The sequence below is a fragment of the Novosphingobium sp. NDB2Meth1 genome (assembly GCF_900117425.1).
In the GTDB taxonomy this organism is placed as follows: domain Bacteria; phylum Pseudomonadota; class Alphaproteobacteria; order Sphingomonadales; family Sphingomonadaceae; genus Novosphingobium.
In genome coordinates this window covers 685,604-705,449 of record NZ_FPEH01000011.1, presented here as the reverse complement: position 1 = coordinate 705,449, position 19,846 = coordinate 685,604, and the positions used below count along the sequence as shown (strand labels likewise).

Sequence of the window (19,846 nt, the reverse complement as noted above, 5' to 3'; positions counted from 1 at the left end):
CTTTACGTCTTCCGGTTGAGGAAGTTGTCGCTGATCGAGCAGGCCGCCGGGCCAAGGATCACGACGAACAGCGTCGGCAGGATGAACAGGATGAGCGGGATCGTCATGATCGCGGGCAGGCGCGCGGCCTTTTCCTCGGCGCGCATCATCCGCTCGTTGCGGAATTCGGCTGAGAGCACGCGCAGCGCCGAAGCGAGCGGCGTACCATAACGCTCGGTCTGGATCATGGTGGTCACCACGCCCTTCACCGATTCGAGGTTCACGCGGTAGGCGAGGTTCTCGAACGCCATGCGCCGTTCGGTGAGGAACGAAAGCTCGATGGCCGTGAGCGCGAATTCGTCGCCCAGTTCGGGATAGGCGCGGCCGAGTTCACGCGCGACGCGGGCGAACGCGGCGTCGACGGTGAGACCGGCTTCGGCGCAGATCACGAGGAGGTCGAGCGCATCGGGCAGACCCTTGCGGATCTCCTTGGTGCGCTTGTTCATCATGTTCGTGATCCACAGGTCCGGGCCCTTGTAGCCCAGGATCACCATGCCCGCGAACAGGCCGAACTTCTTGAACGCCGACCACAGCGGGAAGTAGTTCACCCCGTAGATCAGCACGCCGAAGAACAGGCCCAGCACGATCGGCCCGATCATGCGGGCGAGCACCACCGCGACCGCCCATTCCTTCTTGCGGATGCCGGCCTGCGCGAGGCGCTGCTGGATGTCCTTGAGCTGGCTGTCCTGCAGGACCTTCAGCGATTCAAGGAAGGTCTTGATATTGTCGGTCGTCTCGTTGCGGCGGACGATGCTCTGGCGCTTCTTCGCGTTGACCGTGACGATGCCGGCCTTGAGCTGGTCGCGCCGCTCGTTGAGCGCCTTGACCCGCTTGGCCATCGGATCGCGCACGGTGATGGCGGCGTAGATCGCCAGCAGCATGGCGGCGGCGGCGATCCCCATGAGGATCGAGCCGACGTAGATGACATCGACGCCGAGGAGCGTGGGGCCGTGCGGGGGAGGGGTGACTGCCATGGTTGCTCTCAGATCTCGAAGTTGACCATCTGCTTCATGATGAAGGCGCCGATGCCCAGCCAGATGAGGCCGCCGATGCCAGCGATGATGAGCCGCTCGTCCACGAAGAATTGCCCGAGGTAGCGCGGGTTGATCGAATAGATCAGCGCGAACACGATGAACGGGAGCGAGCCGACGATATAGGCCGAAGCCTTGGATTCAGAGCTCATCGCCGCGATCTTGAGCTTCATCTGTGCGCGCTTGCGCAGCACGTCGGCAAGGTTCGCCAGCGTTTCGGCGAGGTTGCCGCCCGTCTCGCGCTGGATCGCCAGCGTGATGCAGAAGAAGCTGAACTCGGCCATGTCGAGCCGGTTGGCGGTTTCCTGGAGCGATTCCTCCATGGTCCGGCCCACCTTGATGCGGTCTGTGACGAGCTTGAATTCCTCGCCGACCGGGCCGGGCAATTCATGCGCAACGACAGTCAAGGTCTCGGTGATCGGCAGGCCCGAGCGCAGGCCGCGCACGAGCAGCTCGAGCGCATCCGGAAACTTCGCGACGAAGCCTTTCTTGCGCTTGTTGATCGCGCGCCCGACCATCCAGTGCGGGATGCCCGCGCCGACCAGCACGCCGACGCCAAGGCCCAGCAGCGGCGCACCGGTCCTGAGGAACACGAGCAGCGCAACGCCGACGGCGAGGCCGAGCGAGGCATAGACATACTGGGTGAGCGTCCAGCCCTTGCCGGTCTGGTGCAGGCGCAGCGCCAGCGCTTCGAGGCGCGAGCCCGAGCCCGCCTTCTTGAACGTGGTCGGCTTGCGGTTGGCGACAGCCTTGCGGTACTGCGCCTCGACTTTGTCCACCGCGCTTTCCGAATGGCGGAAGCGCACGGTCTGCAGGCGGCGCGATGCTTCGCGGCTGGCCGAGGGACCGCTCAGCGCCAGCGCCATCAGCACGAGAACCAGCGCAGCGCCGAGGCCAAGGATCACGAGTTGCATCATGTTCATTGCCGGGTCCTGCCAGTTCTTTCAGTACGTGCGAGACCGGCGCGCGGGTCCCGGATGGGGGCCATGCGCCGGCTGCGGATCATGCGGGGGTGCCGGCCTTGGCCTTGCCGGACGGGAGGATCTTCTTGAAATCGAACTTGCCGAGCAGCGAGGTCTTGCCTGCCGCCGCGTCGCCGCCCTTGTCCGCGGCCTTGTCCTTCGCCTTGCCCTTGCCCTTCACCTCGACGACTTCGCCATCGGTGCCGGTGGCGATGATCGCGGTGCCCAGATCGCGCATCGCCGCGCCCGCCTTGCTGGCGCGATTGGCGGCCACGAAGGTCTGGCCCAGCTTGGCCGCATTGGCCGCCGCCTTGATGTCATAGGGCACGACGTAGTTGATCTTGCGCTCGATCGAGGCTTCGAAGTCGGACCGGCTGATCTCGCCGATGCCGGAGTGGACCTTGTTGGCCACCACGATCGTCTCGGCATGCTTGGCGTTGGACTTGAGCCACGACAGCAGGCGGATCGCATCGCGCGCACCGGCGAGGGTGAGCTCGGTGACCACGACCACCACGTTCACGTCCGCCAGCAGATGCGGGAAGTTGATCAGCATGTTGCGCGGCAGATCGATCATCGTCATTTCGAACGCGTGGCGGAATTCCTCCTCCAGCTGGACGAAGGCGCTGCCGTCGGTCATCAGCGGGGCGCTGATCGGCGCTTCGGCCGAAAGGATCGCGAGGTTGTCGTTGGCGCGGATCATCGCGCGTTCGATGAACAGCCCGTCGATGCGGCTCGGATTGTCGATCGCGTCGGTGAGGCCGCGGCCCGGCTCGAGATCGAGCGTGAGCGCGCCAGTGCCGAAGTGCACGTCGAGATCGAGCAGCGCGGTCGGCATGCGGTGGTCGCTGCTGAACAGCCACGCCAGCGAAGTCGCGATGGTCGAGGCGCCGACGCCGCCGCGCGTGCCGACCACGGCGGTCGAGACGTGGCGCTGGGTCGCCCCGCCGTCAGCCGACTTGGGCGCGGCAAAAATCGCCTGCGCCTGCACCAGCGCATCGCGCACCTGGCCCGGCGTGAGCGGCTTCAGCAGGTAGTCCTGGATGCCCGATGCGAGCAGGTCGCGGTAGAGGCGCACGTCGTTGACCTGGCCGACCGCGATCACCACGGTGCCGGGTTCGCAGACCTCGGCCAGCGCGTTGATATCGCTCAGCGGGTCGCCGCTTTCCGAAAGGTCGACCATCAGGATCGCCGGGCTCGCCGCGATCGAGAGCGACTGGATCGCATTGCGCAGGCCGCCCTTGTTGCACTTTTCGGGCTGCCAGCCCATGTCGACCGTGACCGGACGCAGCACGTCGAGCGCGGCATCGTCGCACATGAAGGCCGCGAACATGTCGCGGTTGGCGGTTTTCCAGGTCGCGCTCATCGATCAGTTACCCCCGGACTTGCTGGAAATGACCTTCAGGCCCTGCGCACCCGTGGGCGGCGTCTCGCGCCAGGTCTGGATGGCTTTCGTATTGCTCTGGACCAGCGTGGTGCTCATGCCCTTGGTGCCGCGCACAAGGTCTTCCTTGTTGGCGACCATCGCGGCCATGTTGCCGTTGATCGCGCAGCCATAGTTCGACGAGGTGGCGCTGCTGTTCTTGTTGTCGACCTTGGTCGCCCAGTCCGGGCAGCCGGGGACATAGGCCTCGGTGCGCGAGACGACGACGCGGGCCGTGCCCGGCGCGATGGCGCCTTCGGTCACCGGGGCAACCGCAGCGAGGAGAATGCCGAAGCGGCCGGCCACCTTTTCGACCGAGTCGCGGGTCTGGTCGGAATCGACTGGATCGTCGAGCGAGATGCGGTCGCCATAGCCGAGGTCGAGCGCATCCAGCCAGCCGGCAAGGCGGCGCTGTTCGGACACGGCGAGGCCGCCGCCGGGCAGCGTCGAGACATCGAACACGAAGCTGCTGCGCTGGACGACCGGCTGGTGCACGCTCTCAAGGCTGCGGTTCAGTTCGGCCGAGGGCGCGTTGCACGCCGCCAGCGGCAGGCTCAGCATGCCTGCAAGGAGAAGGACCCGGGCAGTACCCTGGATGCGGGGCATAGGGATGGACATGGCTTGGCCCTTTCTCACTTGAGATTGAAGCCGGGCGCGACATCGGCGCTGGCCTGGCGATTGCGGGTGGAACGGCTGCTCTTGGGCGGCGCGGCGGCCGGTGCGACAGGCGCGGCAGGCAAGGCTGCATCGATGCTTGGCGCATCGCCGGCCGGGGCGTCGAGCGCACTGACCTTGGGACCGTTCGACTGGACCGTGCCGGACTTTTCGGTCGGCTTGGGGCGGTCGCCGCCGGTCACGCCGTCGGATTCGAGATGGCCGAGCACCTGCTGGAGCGCCGTGGCCGACTTGAAACCGTCGGTCGGCAGCTTGATCTCGCTCGCGTCGACCGGGTTCACCAGATAGGGGGTCACGATGATGACCAGTTCGGTCTCGCCCTTCTGGAACGAGGTCGAGCGGAACAGCGAACCGAGGATCGGGAGGTCACCCGCGCCGGGCATCTTGGTGATCGTGTCCTGCGCGTTGTTGCGCAGCAGGCCGGCGATCATGAAGCTCTGGCCCGAGCCAAGTTCGATCGTCGTTTCGGCGCTGCGCACGGTGAGCGCGGAGACGCGGAAGCTGTTGCTGATGATCGCGCCGTCGGACGAAAGTTCGGAGACTTCCGGCCGCACGCGCAGCGAAATCCGGCCATTGGAGAGAACCGTGGGCGTATAGGCAAGGCTGATGCCATACTTCTTGAATTCGATCGCGGTGTTGCCGAGGCCGGTCGAGATCGGGATCGGGTATTCGCCGCCCGCGAGGAAGTTGGCCGTCTCACCCGAAAGCGCGGTGAGGTTCGGCTCGGCAAGACTGGTGACAAGGCCGATCGTCTCGCCCAGATCGAGCGCCGAAAGCACGTTGAGACCGAACAGCTTGCCCATCACGGCGAGCGTCGACTGCCCCTGCAGCGGGGTGACGTTGGTGCCGGGCCGTGTGACGACGCCCCGTGGATTTGCGGCTGTGATCGCGGTCTCATCAAAGGTCTGACCCGTCACGCTGGAACCGATGCCCAGCGGCAGATTGGGATCGGTCGTGAAGGTCGACGCCGGACCGCGGCCGGTGTTGAGGCCCCATTTCGTGATCTTGCCGCTGCCATCGATCGTCGTGATGTTCGAGCCGATCTGGCGCACCAGCGAGCGGTTCACTTCGGCGAACTTCACGTGGAGGTTGACCTGCAGCGGGGTCGCCATCTTGAGGCGGCTGATCACCGTCGTCTTCGTGTCGACGAATGCCTTGACCAGGCGCTCGGCCTCGGCGGCATCCTCGGGCGCAGCGATCGTGCCGGTGAGCAGCACGGTGTTGTTCATCGTCGAGGTGACGATGCGCGCTTCGGGCATCGCCAGCTTCAGCATCTGGTCGATGCTGTCGATGTTGGTGCCGACGCGGACATTGGCCGACCACACCACATCGCCGTTCGAATTGCTGGCATAGACGGTGGTCTCGCCGCCAGACTTGCCGAACACGTAGAGCTGGTTGGTGGACTTCACCTGCACGTCGGCCACCTGGTCGTTGGCGACGAACACGTCGGTCATCTTGCCGGGCAGCGTCACGAGCTGGCCGCGGCCGATCGAGATCGCGATGCTGCGGGCCGGGCTGGTCACCGACTGGGCCGCGACCGGCGCGGGGGCCGCGGCCAGCGCCAGCGGAACCGCGAGTGCAGCGAGCGGGAGCAGCTTGGATGCGATACGGGCCTTCATGGTCATGCCTTTCGCGGGCGGAATCTGGGCCTTGAGGGGAGCGGTCGTGTTCATCTCACTTCGCTCCCACTTTGACTTCGGTGGTGTCGCGACCACGGGTCACACGGACCACCGGACCGGGGAAGAACATGGCGCGGGCGGCATCCGTCATCGAACCGCCGGTGCCGGGCATCGGCATGGGCCGCTGACCAAAGGAGGAGATCGCCTTGGCCACCGCCTGCGCGGCGGCAGCCGGATCGGTCACCTTCTTCGGCTGGAAGCGCGAGACATCGCCGCCGGAGACATAGCTGTTGCCATCGGCCTCGATCGGCTTGGTGACCGCCTGCTTGAGGATGCGCTCCTCTTCGGCCTTGCTGGCGCCCGCGGGGATCTTGATCTGACCGCTGGCGAGCGCCTGTTCGAGTTCGCTCGTGTTGTCGGCCAGCGAACGCAGCGAGAGCGAAATCGTGCCGATGGTCTGCGCCACCGCGATCTTCTCGGCGATCTTGGGCGTGGCTTCGACCGTGACGGTGCTGTAGGTGCGCACGCGGGTCTTGCCCTCGATCTGCTCCTGCTCGGTCGACTGGTCGGTGGCGAGCACGCGCAGGTTCTTGAGGATCGTCTCGGCGGTCTTGAGCGTCTGGCCCACGCCCTTCACCGACTGGGTGAGCACGAGGTCGATGTGGTCACCGGGGAAGACAAAGCCCGCAACGGCGGTACGCGCGCTCACCGGAATGGTGACCGCGCGCATGCCCGGCCCGAGTGCGGCGGCAAGGAAGCCGCGGTCGCCGGGAGCCACGAGGCTGCCCTGCGTCACCGGTTCGCCCGCCGTGATCGGATGGCGTACGACCGTGCCGAGCAGCTTCGACATGTCGGTCTTGTCTTCGGTGAAGTAGACGTCCTGGACAAGGTCCTTCGGCCAGGGCTGATAGCCCATGGCGTCGGCCGTGATGATCGTGCCGGCGGGAAGCGCGCGGTTGGCGACGAGCACCTTGGCGCCCATCTGCACCTTCGCGGCGGCCGCTGCTTGCGGCGATGCGGCGCCCGCAAACATGCTTCTGGCAGCAAAGGCCGTACCGATCGCCACGATCAGCGCCCCCACCAGCAGCAACAGCTTCTTCCTGTCCATGGCTTCAATCCTGCCGTTAGTTCTGCCCGCCTGTTTCGGGCAAAATGGTTAAGATAGCGTCAGCCCGCCAAAGGAGCGTGAACTGCGGTCCAATCGGTTGTCGTGATGATCCAGAGCCCGGCGGTCGCGATGGCGATGCCGTAGGGAATCTTGAGCTTGTCCTTCTGGCGCCGGGCGATGTGCCACATGCCCATCGTGATCGTCAGCACGCCGCCTGCGAGCGCCATGATGACCAGCAGCTTGAGGAACAGCAGCGCGGGCATCCACAGTGCCAGTGCGGTGAGCAGCTTCACGTCGCCGCCACCCATCGCCTTCAGCGCGAAAAGGCCGGCCAGCGCGAAGAAAGTAACCACGGCGAGCCCCAGCTGCAGCGCGACACCCGGCCAAAGCGGGAGGGCGGACGCCCACCAGAACAGCGGTGCGCCCAGCGCGATCGCGGCGTTCAGCCAGTTGTCGATCTGGCGGCGGCGGATATCGGTGATCGCGGCAATCGTCAGCGCGATTGCCAAGGCCCCGACCAGTCCGTAAACGATGTGAGTTCCCTGCATGAGTGGTCTCATACGGGACAATCACTTACCAAACGGTAACCAAACGGGCGCCGCAATTCCGCGCATTTGCGGACGCGTTCAAGGTATCGTGACAGGAGTTGTGGCGTGAACGCAGGCTTGGCAAGTGGCGATACGCGGCGATCGATTCCCGCCTCGGCGCGCGAGTGGCGCTGGGCGCTGCCCGATGGCCACGAGATCCGCCGCATCGCCATTGATCCGCCCGCCGGAGTGCGCCCGCGCGGCTCCATCCTGTTCATGCCCGGACGCGCCGATTTCTACGAGAAGTATCTGGAATCATTGGTGGAATGGGCCAATGCCGGATGGCATGTCAGCGCCGCCGACTGGCGCGGGCAGGGCGCTTCGGGCCGCATGACCGCAAACCCCATCGTGGGCCATATCGCCGACTTCTCGATCTGGATTGCCGATCTTGGCGCGCTGTGGGCAGACTGGGTGCGAACGACGCCCGGACCGCACGTTCTGGCCGGGCATTCGATGGGCGGGCACCTCGTGCTGCGCGGCGTGGCGGAAGGCGCGGCCAGTCCCGATGCGGTCGTGCTCAGCGCCCCGATGCTCGGATTCGTCACCGCGATTCCGCAGTTTGTTCAGCATGTTTATGGAAAGCTGATGTGCCTGATCGGTAACCCCGAACGCATGGCCTGGGAATCGAGCGAGAAGCCCGGTTCGGCAAGCGACGAGCGCATGACCCTCCTCACCCACGATCTGGAACGCTATTCGGATGAGCTGTGGTGGCGCGCCGCGCGGCCCGAACTGGACATTGGCCCCGCCAGCTGGCGCTGGGTCGAGCGCGCCGCCGCCTCGATCGAGAGCCTGCGCGCGCCCGGCGTGCTCGAAGCGGTGGTTCCACCGGTGCTGCTGCTCGCCGCGAGGAGGGATGCGCTGGTTTCGTGGCCCGCCATCGAGCGGGCCGCCGAGCGCCTGCCGCGCGGCGAACTCGTCGCATGGGGCCCCGAGGCGCGCCACGAACTGCTGCGCGAAGCCGATCCCGTGCGCCGACAGGTCATGGCCGCGATCACCAGCTTCCTCGACCGCGCCGTCCCGGCCAGGGCGGGGTAATCACGGGTGAGTGCTCTCGAAACGTTCGACGTCGCCATTGTCGGCGCAGGGATGGCGGGCTCCAGCCTCGCCGCCGAATGCGCCCCCCACGCCCGCGTTCTGCTGATCGAGGCCGAGGATACCCCCGGCTACCACACCACCGGCCGCTCCGCCGCGTTCTGGCATGAGACTATCGGCGGGCCGAAGATCTATCCGCTCACCGCAGCATCGGGCGACTGGCTGGCGGAGCACGGCTTCCTCAGCCCGCGCGGCGGCCTCCACATCGGGCGCGAGGACCACCGCGCCAAGGCCGAAGCCTTCGTCGCGGAATTCCTCGAGGCCGGCGCGCGGATCGAGCTGATCGGGCGCGAGCGGCTCGAGCAGATCGTGCCCGGGCTGCGCCCCGAATGGATCATCGGCGCATGGGAACCCGAATGCGCGGACATCGACGTCGCCGCGATGCACCAGCACTACCTCGCCGCCGCGCGCAGGATCGGCAGCGTTCTCAGGGTTCGCGCGCGGCTCGACAGCGCGGAGCGCAGCGGCGGCGAGTGGACGCTCTCATGGAACGGCGCCGCCGGACCGGGCAGCGCACGCGCCGCCTTGCTGGTCAATGCCGCAGGGGCCTGGGCCGATCCGGTAGCGCAGCTGGCCGGTGCCGCACCCTTGGGCATCCAGCCGATGCGGCGCTCGATGGTGCAGCTGCGCATCGATCCCCCGCCGCCTGCAACGCTGCCGCTGACCCTCAGCTTCGACGAGGATTTCTATTTCCGCCCCCAAGGCGACCGGCTCTGGCTCTCCCCGCACGACGAGACACCCGACGTGCCCCGCGATGCCGCGCCGGAAGAACTCGATATCGCCATGGCAATCGACCGGATGGAGCAGGCGGTCGACTGGAACATCCGCGCGCTGGAGCGCCGCTGGGCGGGCCTGCGCAGCTTCTCGCCCGATCGCCTGCCGGTCTACGGCTTCGATCCCGCGCGCGAAGGCCTGTTCTGGTTTGCCGGGCAGGGCGGCTTCGGCATCCAGACCGCACCCGCCGCCGCCCGCCTCGGCGCGCAGCTGCTGCTCGGCCTCCCGCGCGATGCGATGACCGCATCGATCGCTGCGGAGATCTACGCGCCCGCCCGGTTTCGCGCTTAGCGGCGCAATTCGGACTCCCAACAAGGTCACCGCGTGGTAAAGAGCGTTTAGGTAGATTTACCAGGGAGGGTTAATCCGATGGCGCACCGTTTCGAGATCCGGAAGAACAAGGCGGGCGAGTTCGTCGCCTATTTCTGCCACAATGCCGAGACGATTTTCTGGACCGAAGGCTACAAGTCGAAGGCCAGCGCGAAGAACGCCATCGAGTCGGTGCTCAAGAACGGCCCCGGCGCCGAAGTGGTCGACACCACCACCGACGATTGATCGACGCGGCCTCTGATCGCAGGGTCAGGCCGCGATCGCCGCGTCGCTTGCGAGCTTGTCCACACGCTCGTTTTCGGGGTGGCCGTCGTGGCCTTTCACCCACACCCATTCAATCTTGTGCGGGCGGGCCGCGGCCAGCAGCGCGCGCCACAAGTCCTCGTTCTTGACCGGCTTGTTATCGGCCGTCTTCCAGCCCTTCTTCTGCCAGCCGAACACCCATTTGGTGATTCCGTCGAGCACGTAGCGGCTGTCGGTATGGAGCGTGACCTGGCAGGGTGCCTTCAGCGCCTCCAGCCCCTTGATCGCGGCCATCAGTTCCATGCGGTTGTTGGTCGTCTCGCGCTCGCTGCCCGAAAGTTCCTTCTCCGCCTCGCCCATCCGCAGCAGTGCGCCCCAGCCGCCCTTGCCGGGATTGCCCTTGCACGCGCCGTCGGTGAAGATCTGCACATGCTTCATGCGAAGACCTGCGGGTTGGCCTTGTAGAAGCCCAGCCGCCGCGCCGGACCCATCGGGTCCTTCGGCGTCACGAGCGCATCCGCCGGCGTGTTCAGCCAGTCCCACGCGCGGCTCATCGCAAAGCGCATCGCCGCGCCTTGCCCCAGCAGCGGCAGCGCGGCGCGTTCTTCCGCCGAAAGCGGGCGCACGCTTTCATAGCCCTCGATCAAAGCCTGCGAGACATCGGGCTGGAACGCATCGTTCTTGTCGAAGCACCACGCGACATGAGTCACGGCAAGATCGTAGGCAATCAGGTCGTTGCAGGCGAAGTAGAAGTCGATCAGGCCGGTGACCTTGTCGCCCAGCATCAGCACATTGTCCGGAAACAAGTCGGCATGGATCACGCCGGCGGGCAGGTCTGCGGGCCAGCTTGCCGCAAGGCGCGGCAGCTCGCTGGCGACAATTTCCGCTAGTTCGGGATTGATCCGCGCCAGCCCCTCCGGCCCGCACGCCGCCGCCAGCCGCTGCCATTCCGCCACGCCCATGCCATTGGCGCGGCTGGCCGGAAAATCCGCCGCCGCCAGATGCAGCCGCGCCAGCTCGGCCCCCACCGCGCGCGCCTGCCCGGCCGTCGGCGTACTCACCGAAACCCCCGGCAGATACTCGATCAGCGCCAGTGCCTTGTCCCCGTTCGGGCCGTACTCGCTGACGAAGAGATTGCCCTCGCGGTCATGGATCGTGCGCGGCACCGGGCAGCCCTTGGCGGCCAGATGATCGAGCAGCGAGAGGAAGTAGGGCAGGTCCTCCAGCTCGATGCGAAATTCGTACATCGTCAGGATGAACCGCGCGCTCGCGCCATCCTTGCCCGTGGTTTCGAGCAACCAGTTGCTGTTGGATACGCCCTCGGCAATGCCCTTCGCGGAAACCAGCGTGCCCACGTCGAAACGCGCGATCAGCGCGGACATCTCCTCCGCGCCGAGGTGGGTGTAGACGGCCATGATTCCCGGCTTACTCGGTAAGCTGGCGGGGCAGCTTGAACACCATCTTCTCGACCGTGGTTGTCACGGTCTCTTCCTCCACCGCGCGCCATTCGCGCAAGCGGTCGATCACTTCACGCACCAACACTTCGGGCGCGGAGGCCCCGGCGGTGAGGCCCAGCGTCTCGACGCCCTCAAGCCATGCGGGATCAATCTCGCTGCTGCGCTGGATCAGCCGGGCCTTGGTGCCCTCGCGCTCGGCCACTTCGACGAGGCGGAGCGAATTGGAGCTGTTCGGCGCACCGATCACCAGCAGCAGGTCGCAGCGCTCGGCAATCGCCTTGACCGCGGCCTGCCGGTTGGACGTCGCGTAGCAGATATCCTCTGCTCGCGGGCCACTGATCTCTGGGAACCGCGCGCGCAAGGCCGCCACGATCTCGCGCGTGTCGTCGACCGAAAGCGTCGTCTGGGTAAGGAATGCGAGCGGAGTGCCCTCCGGAAAGGCGAGCGCAGCCACGTCTTCCAGCGTCTCGACCAGCGTGATCGCGCCGTCCGGCACCTGGCCCATCGTGCCGATCACTTCCGGATGGCCCTTGTGGCCCACGAACAGGATATGCCGCCCGGCCTCGACATGACGTTCGGCCTGGCGGTGCACCTTGCTCACCAGCGGGCAAGTCGCATCGAGCCAGTCGAGCCCGCGCTCGGTGGCGGTCGCAGGGATCGTCTTGGGCACGCCATGGGCGGAAAACACCACCGGCGAGCCATCGGGCACTTCATCGAGCTCCTCGACGAAGATCGCGCCCTTTTCCTTGAGGCCATCGACCACATAGCGGTTGTGCACGATCTCGTGCCGCACGAACACCGGCTGGCCATAGCGGTCCAGCGCGCGCTCGACGATCTCGATCGCGCGGTCGACCCCGGCGCAGAAGCCGCGCGGGGCGGCGATCAGCAGCTTGAGCGGGGCAAGCGCTGCGGTGGGGGCATCGGGCGAAGCGGAAACGGTGGTGGTCATCGCAAGCGACCTTAGCAGGCGGGCGGCCTCTCGCAAACCCGCCAAGAAGGCACCATGACCGGGGATGCAGCATTGCACCAAGGGGGCACGGTGGCTAGAGGATGCGCTTCAAGTTGCCCAAGGATGCCTGAATGACCTCGTCCGCCTTCCGCCCAGCCACGTTCCGGCGCCTTGCTCCGCTGGCTGCGCTCGCCCTCGCGGGCATGCTCGGCGCCTGCAAGGGCGGCGGCGGCGAGCTGGTGGTGGACGACAGTGTCGGCGTCACGGCGCTGCGCAGCCCGTGCCCGCTGGTCGAGATCCCGGAAATGACCGGCGACATCACGCTGTTCTCCGCGCCCGGCCGCAGCGATGCTGGTGCGATCGACGTCACCGCCGCGATCACCAATCTGCGCGGCACCTGCGACGACAGCAAGGGCGCGACCCAGCTCGACACCGCAGTCACCTTCGACGTTCTCGCCCGCCGTACCGACACGCGCGGCGCGCGCCGGGTGACGCTGCCCTACTTCTCCGCCGTGATGCGCGGCGGCAATGTCGTGATCGCCAAGCGCCTCGGCACGATCACGCTCGATTTCGCCGATGGTCAGGAACGCGCGCAGGCCGTGGGCCGCGCGGGTTCGGTCGTGGACCGCAACGAGGCGACGCTGCCTGCCAATGTGCGCAAGCTCCTCACCAAGAAGCGCAAGCCCGGCCAGGCCGACGCCGCGACCGATCCGCTCGCGCTGCCCGAAGTCCGCGCCGCGCTCGCCAAGGCGAGCTTCGAGCAGTTGGTCGGCTTCCAGCTGACCGACGATCAACTGAAGTACAACGCCACGCGTTGATTGCGGGCCTATCCCGCTTCGGCTAACGGCGCGGGCATGACTGAGACCGCAAACGCTTCCGCTCTCCCCCTGTTCGCCGATTTCGCCGGCGTGATTGACCGCGCGCTCGATGCGCTCGTCGCCGCCGGATCGCTGCCGGAGGGGTTGGCGCGAAGCGGCGTGACCTGCGAGCCGCCGCGCGAGGCAAGCCACGGCGATATCTCCACCAACGCGGCGATGGTGCTCGCCAAGCCTGCCGGCACCAACCCGCGCGCACTCGCCGCGCTGCTGGTGGAGGAACTCGCCAAGGAACCCCGCGTCGCCTCCGCCGAGATCGCCGGGCCGGGCTTCATCAACCTGCGGCTGGCCGGCAGCGCGTGGCTGAACGAACTGCACCTGATCGCCACCAAGGCGGGCGATTATGGCCGCTCCGCGATGGGCGGTGGGTCCATGGTCAACGTCGAATACGTCTCGGCCAACCCCACTGGCCCGATGCACATGGGCCACTGCCGCGGCGCCGTGGTCGGCGATGCCCTCGCCAGCCTGCTCGAATTTGCCGGGCACCGCGTGACGCGCGAGTATTATGTCAACGACGCCGGCGCGCAGGTCGATGTGCTCGCCCGCTCGGTCCACATGCGGTATCGCGAGGCGCTGGGCGAGGCGATCACCATCCCCGAAGGGCTCTATCCGGGCGACTACCTCGTGCCGGTCGGGCAGGCGCTCGCCGCCGAGTTCGGCAACCAGTACGCCGCCGCGCCCGAAGCTGACTGGCTCGTCCTCTTCCGCACCCGCGCCGTCGCCGCGATGATGGACATGATCCGCGACGACCTCGCCACGCTCGGCATCCACCACGATCTCTTCTCGTCCGAAGCCGAACTGCAGGCCTCGGGCAAGGTCGACGCCGCGGAAAGCTGGCTGCGCGCGCATGATCTGGTCTATGATGGCGAGCTCGAAGCCCCCAAGGGCAAGACGCCCGAGGATTGGGAACCGGTCGCGCTCCCGCTCTTCCGCTCGACGAAGTTCGGCGACGATCAGGACCGCCCGATCAAGAAGTCGAACGGCGCATGGACCTATTTCGGCGCGGACCTCGCCTACCATTTCCAGAAGGCACAGGCCGCCGATGCGCTCGTCGATATCTGGGGCGCGGACCATGCCGGCACGGTCAAGCGGATCAAGGCCGCCGTCGCCGCGCTGACCAGTGCGGACAGCGGCACGCCGAAGCCCTTCGAGGTCAAGCTCGTCCAGATGGTCCAGCTGATGAAGGGCGGCCAGCCGTTCAAGATGTCGAAGCGCGCGGGCAATTTCGTCACGCTCGCAGATGTCGTCGAGATGGTCGGCAAGGACGTGGTGCGCTTCACCATGCTCACCCGCAAGCCCGATGCGCAGATGGATTTCGACTTCGACAAGGTGGTCGAAGCCTCGAAGGACAACCCGGTGTTCTACGTGCAGTACGCGCACGCCCGCATCCGCTCGACCTTGCGCAAGGCGGCGGCGGAAGGCTTTGCGCCCTCGGCAGACCATGTCGCCCTGCTGGGCGAGGAAGAACTCGGCCTGATCAAGCTCGCCGCGCAGTTCCCGCGGATTGTCGAGGCGGCCGCCGCCGCGCGCGAGCCGCACCGCGTGGCCTTCTTCCTCTACGACCTCGCTGCGGGCTTCCATGCCTATTGGAACGTCGGGAATGACCGCCCGGACAAGCGCTTCATTGTGGCACAGGATGCAGCGCTGACATCGGCGCGTCTTTTCCTCGGCCTTCAAATCGGGCAAGTGGTAAAGAACGGGCTGGCCATACTAGGGGTGGAGGCCGCCGAGGAGCTTTGACGCGATGGTTACCGGCGCAGGGGACGAGAACGAGGGCCAGCTTCAGGGCTGGGGCGAGACGGCGGAGCACGCGGCGCACGAGGCGCATGATGCGATGTTCGAAAGCGCGCCGGATGATCGTCTCGCGCTCGGTGACGAGGAACGTCTGCCCTGGCTTGAAAGCGCCGACGATGTCGATTTCGATGACGCGGAGCCTGACAACAGCCGGATGATCGGTTTCGGTGTGCTGGCGGTGCTGCTGCTGGCCGCGCTCGTCGGCGGCATCTACTGGTTTACCCACCGCGGCGGCCCCGCTGCTTCGGCCGACGGCAGCCTGATCGAGGCGAGCAAGGAGCCTTACAAGATCGCGCCCAAGGATCCGGGCGGCAAGACCTTCCAGGGCACCGGCGATGCCAGCTTCAAGGTCAGCGAGGGCGAGAAGCCCGTCGCCACCCTTGCCGGCAGCAATGCGCCCGCGCCCGTACCGGCGCCCGCCCCCAAGCCGTCCGCTTCCGCTCCGGCACCAGCCGCACCCACCTCGGGTGTGGGCGTGCAAGTCGGCGCCTTCTCGACCGCCGCTTCCGCCGAAGCCGGCTGGTCGAAGCTGGTCACCGCGCACGATGCGCTCAATGGCCTCTCTCACCGCGTGATCGAGGGCAAGGCTGACATGGCCACCGTGTTCCGTCTTCAGGCCGTCGCGGGCGATCTGTCCGCCGCCAACGCGCTCTGCGCGAAGCTGCAGGCCGGCGGGCTCAAGTGCCAGGTCAAGCGCTGATCTAAGCACCCCTCCGTCTCGCTTCGCGAGCCACCTCCCCATTTGTGCTTCGCAAAAATGGATAGGATCAAGAAGGTCCTCCCCATTTTCGTCGCAGGCGCAAATGGGGAGGTGGCAGCCCGCAGGGCTGACGGAGGGGTTCTTCCCCCTTTTCCCCACCATCCACACCCCCAAGCCTTGCGCGCAAGCGGGCTTTGCGCAAACCCTTGCCCATGCTCCCGGCGATCTTCGGCCTCTCGGGCCTCACTCTCAGCGATGACGAGCGCGCCTTCTTCCGCGATTGTGATCCGGCGGGCTACATCCTGTTCGGCCGCAATGTCGAAAGCCGCACGCAGCTGCGCGCGCTGACAGATGAACTGCGCGCGCTCCACGGGCGGGAGCGCACCTTCATCTGCATCGATCAGGAAGGCGGCCGCGTCGCGCGGATGAAGCCGCCGGTCTGGGCGGCCTATCCCCCCGGCGCGGCATTCGACAAGCTCTACGACATCGCCCCGATCAGCGCGATCGAAGCCGCGCGCGCCCATGCCGAGGCGCTGGGGCTCGATCTCGCCGAGGCCGGGATCAGCGTCGATTGCCTGCCGCTGCTCGATGTCCGGCAGGAAGGTGCGCACGACGTGATCGGCGACCGCGCGCTCGGCCACGAGCCGCTGCGCGTGGCCGCGCTGGGCCGCGCCATGCTCGAAGGATTGGGCCGGGCAGGCGTTGCAGGCGTTATCAAGCACATGCCCGGCCATGGCCGCGCGGGGGTGGACAGCCACAAGGAACTGCCCACCGTCACCGCCAGCGATGCCGAGCTTGAAACTGATATCGCGCCCTTCCGCAGCCTGAAGGACAGCCTTATCGGCATGACCGGCCACGTGCGCTACACGGCGTGGGATGCGGACAACCCGGCAACGCTCTCTGCCACCGTGATCCGCGATGTGATCCGCACCCGCATCGGCTTCGATGGCCTGCTGCTGACCGACGATCTCGACATGCAGGCGCTCGGCGGTGCCGTGCCAGACCGGGCCGCGCGCGCGCTGGCGGCGGGCTGCGATATCGCGCTCAACTGCTGGGCGAAGATGGACGACATGGTCGGCATTGCCAAGGCGCTCGCGCCGATGTCCGAAGCCACTGCCGCCCGGCTCGACCGCGCGCTCGCCGCGACCGGCGATTTCAGCGCCCCGGTGGACTACGCCCGTCAGGCCGAACGCACCGCCACGCGCGACCGGCTGCTGGCCCTCGCGGCATGATGGAAGAAGCCGCCCTCGCGCCGCTCGAAGCGGACGATTGGGACGAGGCAGCGCTCGATGTGCCCCCCGAAGCGCGCGCCGACGAGACGGACACGCTGACTCTCGCCATCGACGGCTGGGAAGGCCCGCTCCATCTCCTGCTCGATCTCGCGCGGCGGCAGAAGGTCGATCTCAGGAAGATCTCGATCCTCGCGCTGGTCGATCAGTACCTCGAATTCGTCGAGCGTGCGGGGGCGCAGCGGCTGGAACTCGCGGCGGACTACCTCGTCATGGCCGCGTGGCTGGCGTGGCTGAAATCGCTGCTCCTGCTCCCGCGCGATCCCGAAGTGCAGCCGAGCCCTGAGGAACTGGCGCTCCGTCTGCAGCTGCGCCTCCAGCGTCTCGGCGCGATGCGCGAGGCCGGCGCCCGTCTCATGGCGCGCGACCGCCTGGGCCGCGATGTGTTCCTGCGCGGCGCAGCGGAGGGACTGCGCATTGACCGGCAAGTGCGCTGGCACTGCGATCTCTTTACGCTGATGCAAGCCTATGGGCACGTCCAGCACCGCAATCGCCCGGTGGTCCACATGGTCCGCGCGCGCCCGGTGATGACGCTCGAGGCCGCCATCGCCCGCGTCGAGGCGCTGCTCGGCGTCGCCATCGACTGGACCGCGCTCACCAGCTTCCTGCCCCAGCACGAACCGGACGCCGACCCGCGCCTCGCCCGCTCGGCGCTCGCCTCCAGCTTCGTCGCCGCACTCGAACTTGCCAAGCAAGGCAAGGTCGAACTCGCGCAGGAAGCCACGTTCGCGCCGCTCATGCTGCGCCGGTGCGTTCAATGACTTTGGCGATGAACGAGGTCGAACGCGCGGTCGAGGCGGCGCTGTTCGCCGCCGAAGCGCCGATGACCGCCGAGGAGATTTCACGCCATCTCGGCGGCGCAGACCTCGGCGATGCGCTCGAAACCCTCGCCGCGCACTATGCCGGGCGCGGGGTGGAACTCGTCCAGCGCGGCGACCGCTGGCATTTCCAGACCGCGCCCGATCTCGCCCACTTGCTCCGCCGTGAGCGCGAAGACGTGCGCCGCCTCTCGCGCGCCGCCACCGAAGCGCTTGCCATCATCGCCTATCACGAACCCGTCAGCCGCGCCGAGATCGAGGCGATCCGCGGCGTGCAGACCGCCAAGGGCACCTTGGACGTGTTGATGGAGGCGGGCTGGATCAAGGTTGCAGGCCGCCGCGAAGGGCCGGGCCGCCCGACGATCTACGCGACAACGCCCGCATTCCTCGCCCATTTCGGCCTCGAATCGCGGCGGGATCTGCCGGGAATCGAGGAATTGCGCGCCGCCGGGCTGCTCGATCCGGTCGAGGCGGTGTTCGCCGGCCAAATGGACGATGAGGCCGATAGTGCATCCGAGCTTGACGAATCTGCGTGAGGTTGCTGGCAGTTTCGCCAAACATGTCCTATCTGAAGGGGCATAAAGGAGAATTCCCATGGGCGGTCTGTCCCTTCCGCATCTGATCATTCTGGCGCTGGTGGTCCTCATCCTGTTCGGTCGCGGCCGGATTTCCGAGATGATGGGCGATTTCGGCAAGGGTATCAAAAGCTTCAAGCAGGGCATGAGCGAGGGCACCGATACGCCGCTCGTCCAGCCCCCGGCGCAGATCCCGCCGCAGCCCGTCGCCCCCGCGCAGCCTGCCCAGCAGGCTGAGCAGACCGGCTCCGGCCCCGCTGCCTGACCTTCTGACACCTCAGGCCTGATCCGATGTTCGGCATTGCGCCAGACGAGATGCTGCTCGTCGTGATCGTGGCGATCATCGTCATCGGTCCCAAGGACTTGCCGCTCGCGCTGCGCACCGCAGGCCGCTGGATCGGCAAGATCCGCCGCGTGTCCGGGCACTTCCGCGCCGGCATCGAAACCATGATCCGCGAGGCGGAAATGGAGGAGATGGAGCGCAAGTGGAAGGAACAGAACGCGGCGATCATGGCCGCACATCCGACGCCTGACCCCGCCGCAGGCCAGACCGTCGAAGCCGCGACCGACCAGAACGATCCGCCGCCCCTGATGACCCCGCTGCCCGCACCGATCGATCCCGAGGTCGCCGCCGTCGCACCCACGGAGCCGGTGGGCGAAATGCTTCCCATCTCGCAGCGGCCCGAGCGAGCGCGCGGCCCGGCGGAGGGCGCGGCATGATGGTCAGCGATATCGACGAGACGCAGGCCCCGCTGCTCGACCACTTGCTCGAGCTGCGCACTCGCCTCTTGCGCTGCGTCTACGCGCTCGCGATTGCTTTCCTCGGCTGCTTCTACTTCGCCAACCAGATCCTCGCCATTCTGGTGCAGCCGCTCGCCCATGCCTTCCCGGCGGGGCAGGGCAAGCTGATCTACACCAAGCTCTATTCGGCCTTCTTCGTCGATCTCAAGGTCTCACTGTTCGCCGCCTTTCTGGTCAGCTTCCCGATCATCGCCAACCAGCTCTGGGCCTTCATCGCGCCCGGGCTCTACGCGCGCGAGAAGAAGGCGTTCCTGCCCTTCCTCATTGCAACGCCGATCCTGTTCACGATGGGCGCGAGCCTCGCCTACTTCGTGGTGATGCCCACCGCCTTCCGCTGGTTCATCGGCTTCCAGGGCGACAAGGGCGGGCTGCAACTCGAAGCGCTGCCGGGCATCGAGGAGTACCTCAATCTCGTCATGCAGTTCATCTTCGCGTTCGGCATCAGCTTCCTGCTGCCGGTCCTGCTGATGCTGCTCAACCGCGCCGGCATTGTCACCCGCGCGCAGCTCGTGGCGGCGCGGCGCTATGTCATCGTCGGCATCACCGCCCTCGCCGCCGTGATCACGCCGCCCGACGTGCTCAGCCAGCTGATGCTCGCGATCCCGCTGATGATCCTGTTCGAAGGCACGCTCGTCGTGATGCGCTTTGCCGAAAAGAAGGACGCCGAGGAAAAGGCGAAGGCCGAAGCGATCGGGGCCTGATCCGCTA

The 19,846-nt window shown here is 67.0% G+C and carries 22 protein-coding genes; 12 read left to right on the top strand and 10 right to left on the bottom strand.

The window, feature by feature from the left end:
• Window positions 1–2 precede the first annotated feature (2 nt).
• The 7 genes from NDB2M1_RS03655 to NDB2M1_RS03625 form a co-directional block, all read right to left on the bottom strand.
• Window positions 3–1,013: a type II secretion system F family protein gene (locus NDB2M1_RS03655; protein ID WP_072379587.1), complete on the bottom strand. Its 1,011-nt coding sequence runs from the start codon at window positions 1,011–1,013 to the stop codon at window positions 3–5.
• Window positions 1,014–1,021: 8 nt separating this feature from the next.
• Entirely contained in the window at window positions 1,022–1,993 is a 972-nt protein-coding gene (locus tag NDB2M1_RS03650; RefSeq protein WP_072379585.1) for a type II secretion system F family protein, read from the bottom strand.
• A gap of 79 nt (window positions 1,994–2,072) precedes the next feature.
• Window positions 2,073–3,395, bottom strand: a complete 1,323-nt coding sequence (locus NDB2M1_RS03645) for a pilus assembly protein CpaE (protein WP_072379583.1) — start codon at window positions 3,393–3,395, stop codon at window positions 2,073–2,075.
• Window positions 3,396–3,398: 3 nt separating this feature from the next.
• Window positions 3,399–4,070, bottom strand: a complete 672-nt coding sequence (locus NDB2M1_RS03640; protein WP_072379581.1) for a CpaD family pilus assembly protein — start codon at window positions 4,068–4,070, stop codon at window positions 3,399–3,401.
• Window positions 4,071–4,084: 14 nt separating this feature from the next.
• The gene (locus NDB2M1_RS03635) at window positions 4,085–5,800 is read right to left on the bottom strand and encodes a type II and III secretion system protein family protein (RefSeq protein WP_072379578.1); all 1,716 of its coding nucleotides are present in this window, start codon (window positions 5,798–5,800) and stop codon (window positions 4,085–4,087) included.
• Window position 5,801: 1 nt separating this feature from the next.
• A complete protein-coding gene (gene cpaB / locus NDB2M1_RS03630) occupies window positions 5,802–6,854 on the bottom strand; it encodes a Flp pilus assembly protein CpaB (protein WP_054123834.1) in 1,053 nt (350 codons plus the stop codon).
• A gap of 59 nt (window positions 6,855–6,913) precedes the next feature.
• Window positions 6,914–7,402 (bottom strand): A24 family peptidase, encoded by a 489-nt coding sequence (locus tag NDB2M1_RS03625; RefSeq protein WP_054123835.1) that lies wholly within the window; start codon window positions 7,400–7,402, stop codon window positions 6,914–6,916.
• Window positions 7,403–7,507: 105 nt separating this feature from the next.
• Between NDB2M1_RS03625 and NDB2M1_RS03620 the strand changes: the two genes are divergently transcribed.
• The 3 genes from NDB2M1_RS03620 to NDB2M1_RS03610 all read left to right on the top strand — a co-directional run bounded on the left by NDB2M1_RS03620 (window position 7,508) and on the right by NDB2M1_RS03610 (window position 9,862).
• The gene (locus NDB2M1_RS03620; RefSeq protein ID WP_072379576.1) at window positions 7,508–8,476 is read left to right on the top strand and encodes an alpha/beta hydrolase; all 969 of its coding nucleotides are present in this window, start codon (window positions 7,508–7,510) and stop codon (window positions 8,474–8,476) included.
• A 6-nt stretch (window positions 8,477–8,482) separates the two neighbouring features.
• On the top strand, window positions 8,483–9,598 hold the full coding sequence (locus tag NDB2M1_RS03615) for an NAD(P)/FAD-dependent oxidoreductase (RefSeq protein ID WP_072379574.1): 1,116 nt from the start codon (window positions 8,483–8,485) through the stop codon (window positions 9,596–9,598).
• A gap of 78 nt (window positions 9,599–9,676) precedes the next feature.
• Window positions 9,677–9,862 (top strand): YegP family protein, encoded by a 186-nt coding sequence (locus NDB2M1_RS03610; protein WP_054123838.1) that lies wholly within the window; start codon window positions 9,677–9,679, stop codon window positions 9,860–9,862.
• Between the two features lie 24 nt (window positions 9,863–9,886).
• Here the strand turns inward: NDB2M1_RS03610 and rnhA are convergent, their stop codons facing one another.
• From rnhA to ispH, 3 genes are read right to left on the bottom strand one after another with little or no spacing between them, the layout of a single operon-like run.
• Window positions 9,887–10,318, bottom strand: coding sequence for a ribonuclease HI (gene rnhA, locus NDB2M1_RS03605; protein WP_054123839.1), 432 nt, complete (start codon window positions 10,316–10,318; stop codon window positions 9,887–9,889).
• Window positions 10,315–11,295: a homoserine kinase gene (gene thrB, locus NDB2M1_RS03600; RefSeq protein WP_072379571.1), complete on the bottom strand. Its 981-nt coding sequence runs from the start codon at window positions 11,293–11,295 to the stop codon at window positions 10,315–10,317. Before thrB ends, rnhA begins: the two co-directional genes overlap by 4 nt.
• Window positions 11,296–11,305: 10 nt before the next feature.
• Window positions 11,306–12,286 (bottom strand): 4-hydroxy-3-methylbut-2-enyl diphosphate reductase, encoded by a 981-nt coding sequence (gene ispH, locus NDB2M1_RS03595; RefSeq protein ID WP_072379569.1) that lies wholly within the window; start codon window positions 12,284–12,286, stop codon window positions 11,306–11,308.
• Between the two features lie 131 nt (window positions 12,287–12,417).
• Between ispH and NDB2M1_RS03590 the strand changes: the two genes are divergently transcribed.
• The 9 genes from NDB2M1_RS03590 (at window position 12,418) to tatC (ending at window position 19,839) form a co-directional block, all read left to right on the top strand.
• Window positions 12,418–13,104 carry a hypothetical protein gene (locus NDB2M1_RS03590; protein ID WP_072379567.1) on the top strand — a complete coding sequence of 229 codons (687 nt, stop codon included), beginning with the start codon at window positions 12,418–12,420 and terminating at the stop codon, window positions 13,102–13,104.
• Between the two features lie 36 nt (window positions 13,105–13,140).
• Window positions 13,141–14,901: an arginine--tRNA ligase gene (argS, locus tag NDB2M1_RS03585; RefSeq protein ID WP_072379565.1), complete on the top strand. Its 1,761-nt coding sequence runs from the start codon at window positions 13,141–13,143 to the stop codon at window positions 14,899–14,901.
• Between the two features lie 4 nt (window positions 14,902–14,905).
• Window positions 14,906–15,655: an SPOR domain-containing protein gene (locus tag NDB2M1_RS03580; protein ID WP_072379563.1), complete on the top strand. Its 750-nt coding sequence runs from the start codon at window positions 14,906–14,908 to the stop codon at window positions 15,653–15,655.
• A gap of 212 nt (window positions 15,656–15,867) precedes the next feature.
• Window positions 15,868–16,887, top strand: a complete 1,020-nt coding sequence (gene nagZ, locus NDB2M1_RS03575) for a beta-N-acetylhexosaminidase (protein WP_072379561.1) — start codon at window positions 15,868–15,870, stop codon at window positions 16,885–16,887.
• Entirely contained in the window at window positions 16,884–17,705 is an 822-nt protein-coding gene (locus tag NDB2M1_RS03570; RefSeq protein ID WP_072379558.1) for a segregation and condensation protein A, read from the top strand. Before nagZ ends, NDB2M1_RS03570 begins: the two co-directional genes overlap by 4 nt.
• An 8-nt stretch (window positions 17,706–17,713) precedes the next feature.
• Window positions 17,714–18,298 (top strand): SMC-Scp complex subunit ScpB, encoded by a 585-nt coding sequence (gene scpB / locus NDB2M1_RS03565; protein ID WP_072380099.1) that lies wholly within the window; start codon window positions 17,714–17,716, stop codon window positions 18,296–18,298.
• A 58-nt stretch (window positions 18,299–18,356) separates the two neighbouring features.
• The gene (gene tatA, locus NDB2M1_RS03560) at window positions 18,357–18,602 is read left to right on the top strand and encodes a twin-arginine translocase TatA/TatE family subunit (protein WP_072379556.1); all 246 of its coding nucleotides are present in this window, start codon (window positions 18,357–18,359) and stop codon (window positions 18,600–18,602) included.
• Window positions 18,603–18,628: 26 nt separating this feature from the next.
• Entirely contained in the window at window positions 18,629–19,057 is a 429-nt protein-coding gene (gene tatB, locus NDB2M1_RS03555) for a Sec-independent protein translocase protein TatB (protein ID WP_072379554.1), read from the top strand.
• A complete protein-coding gene (gene tatC, locus NDB2M1_RS03550; protein ID WP_072379551.1) occupies window positions 19,057–19,839 on the top strand; it encodes a twin-arginine translocase subunit TatC in 783 nt (260 codons plus the stop codon). Before tatB ends, tatC begins: the two co-directional genes overlap by 1 nt.
• Window positions 19,840–19,846: the final 7 nt, after the last annotated feature.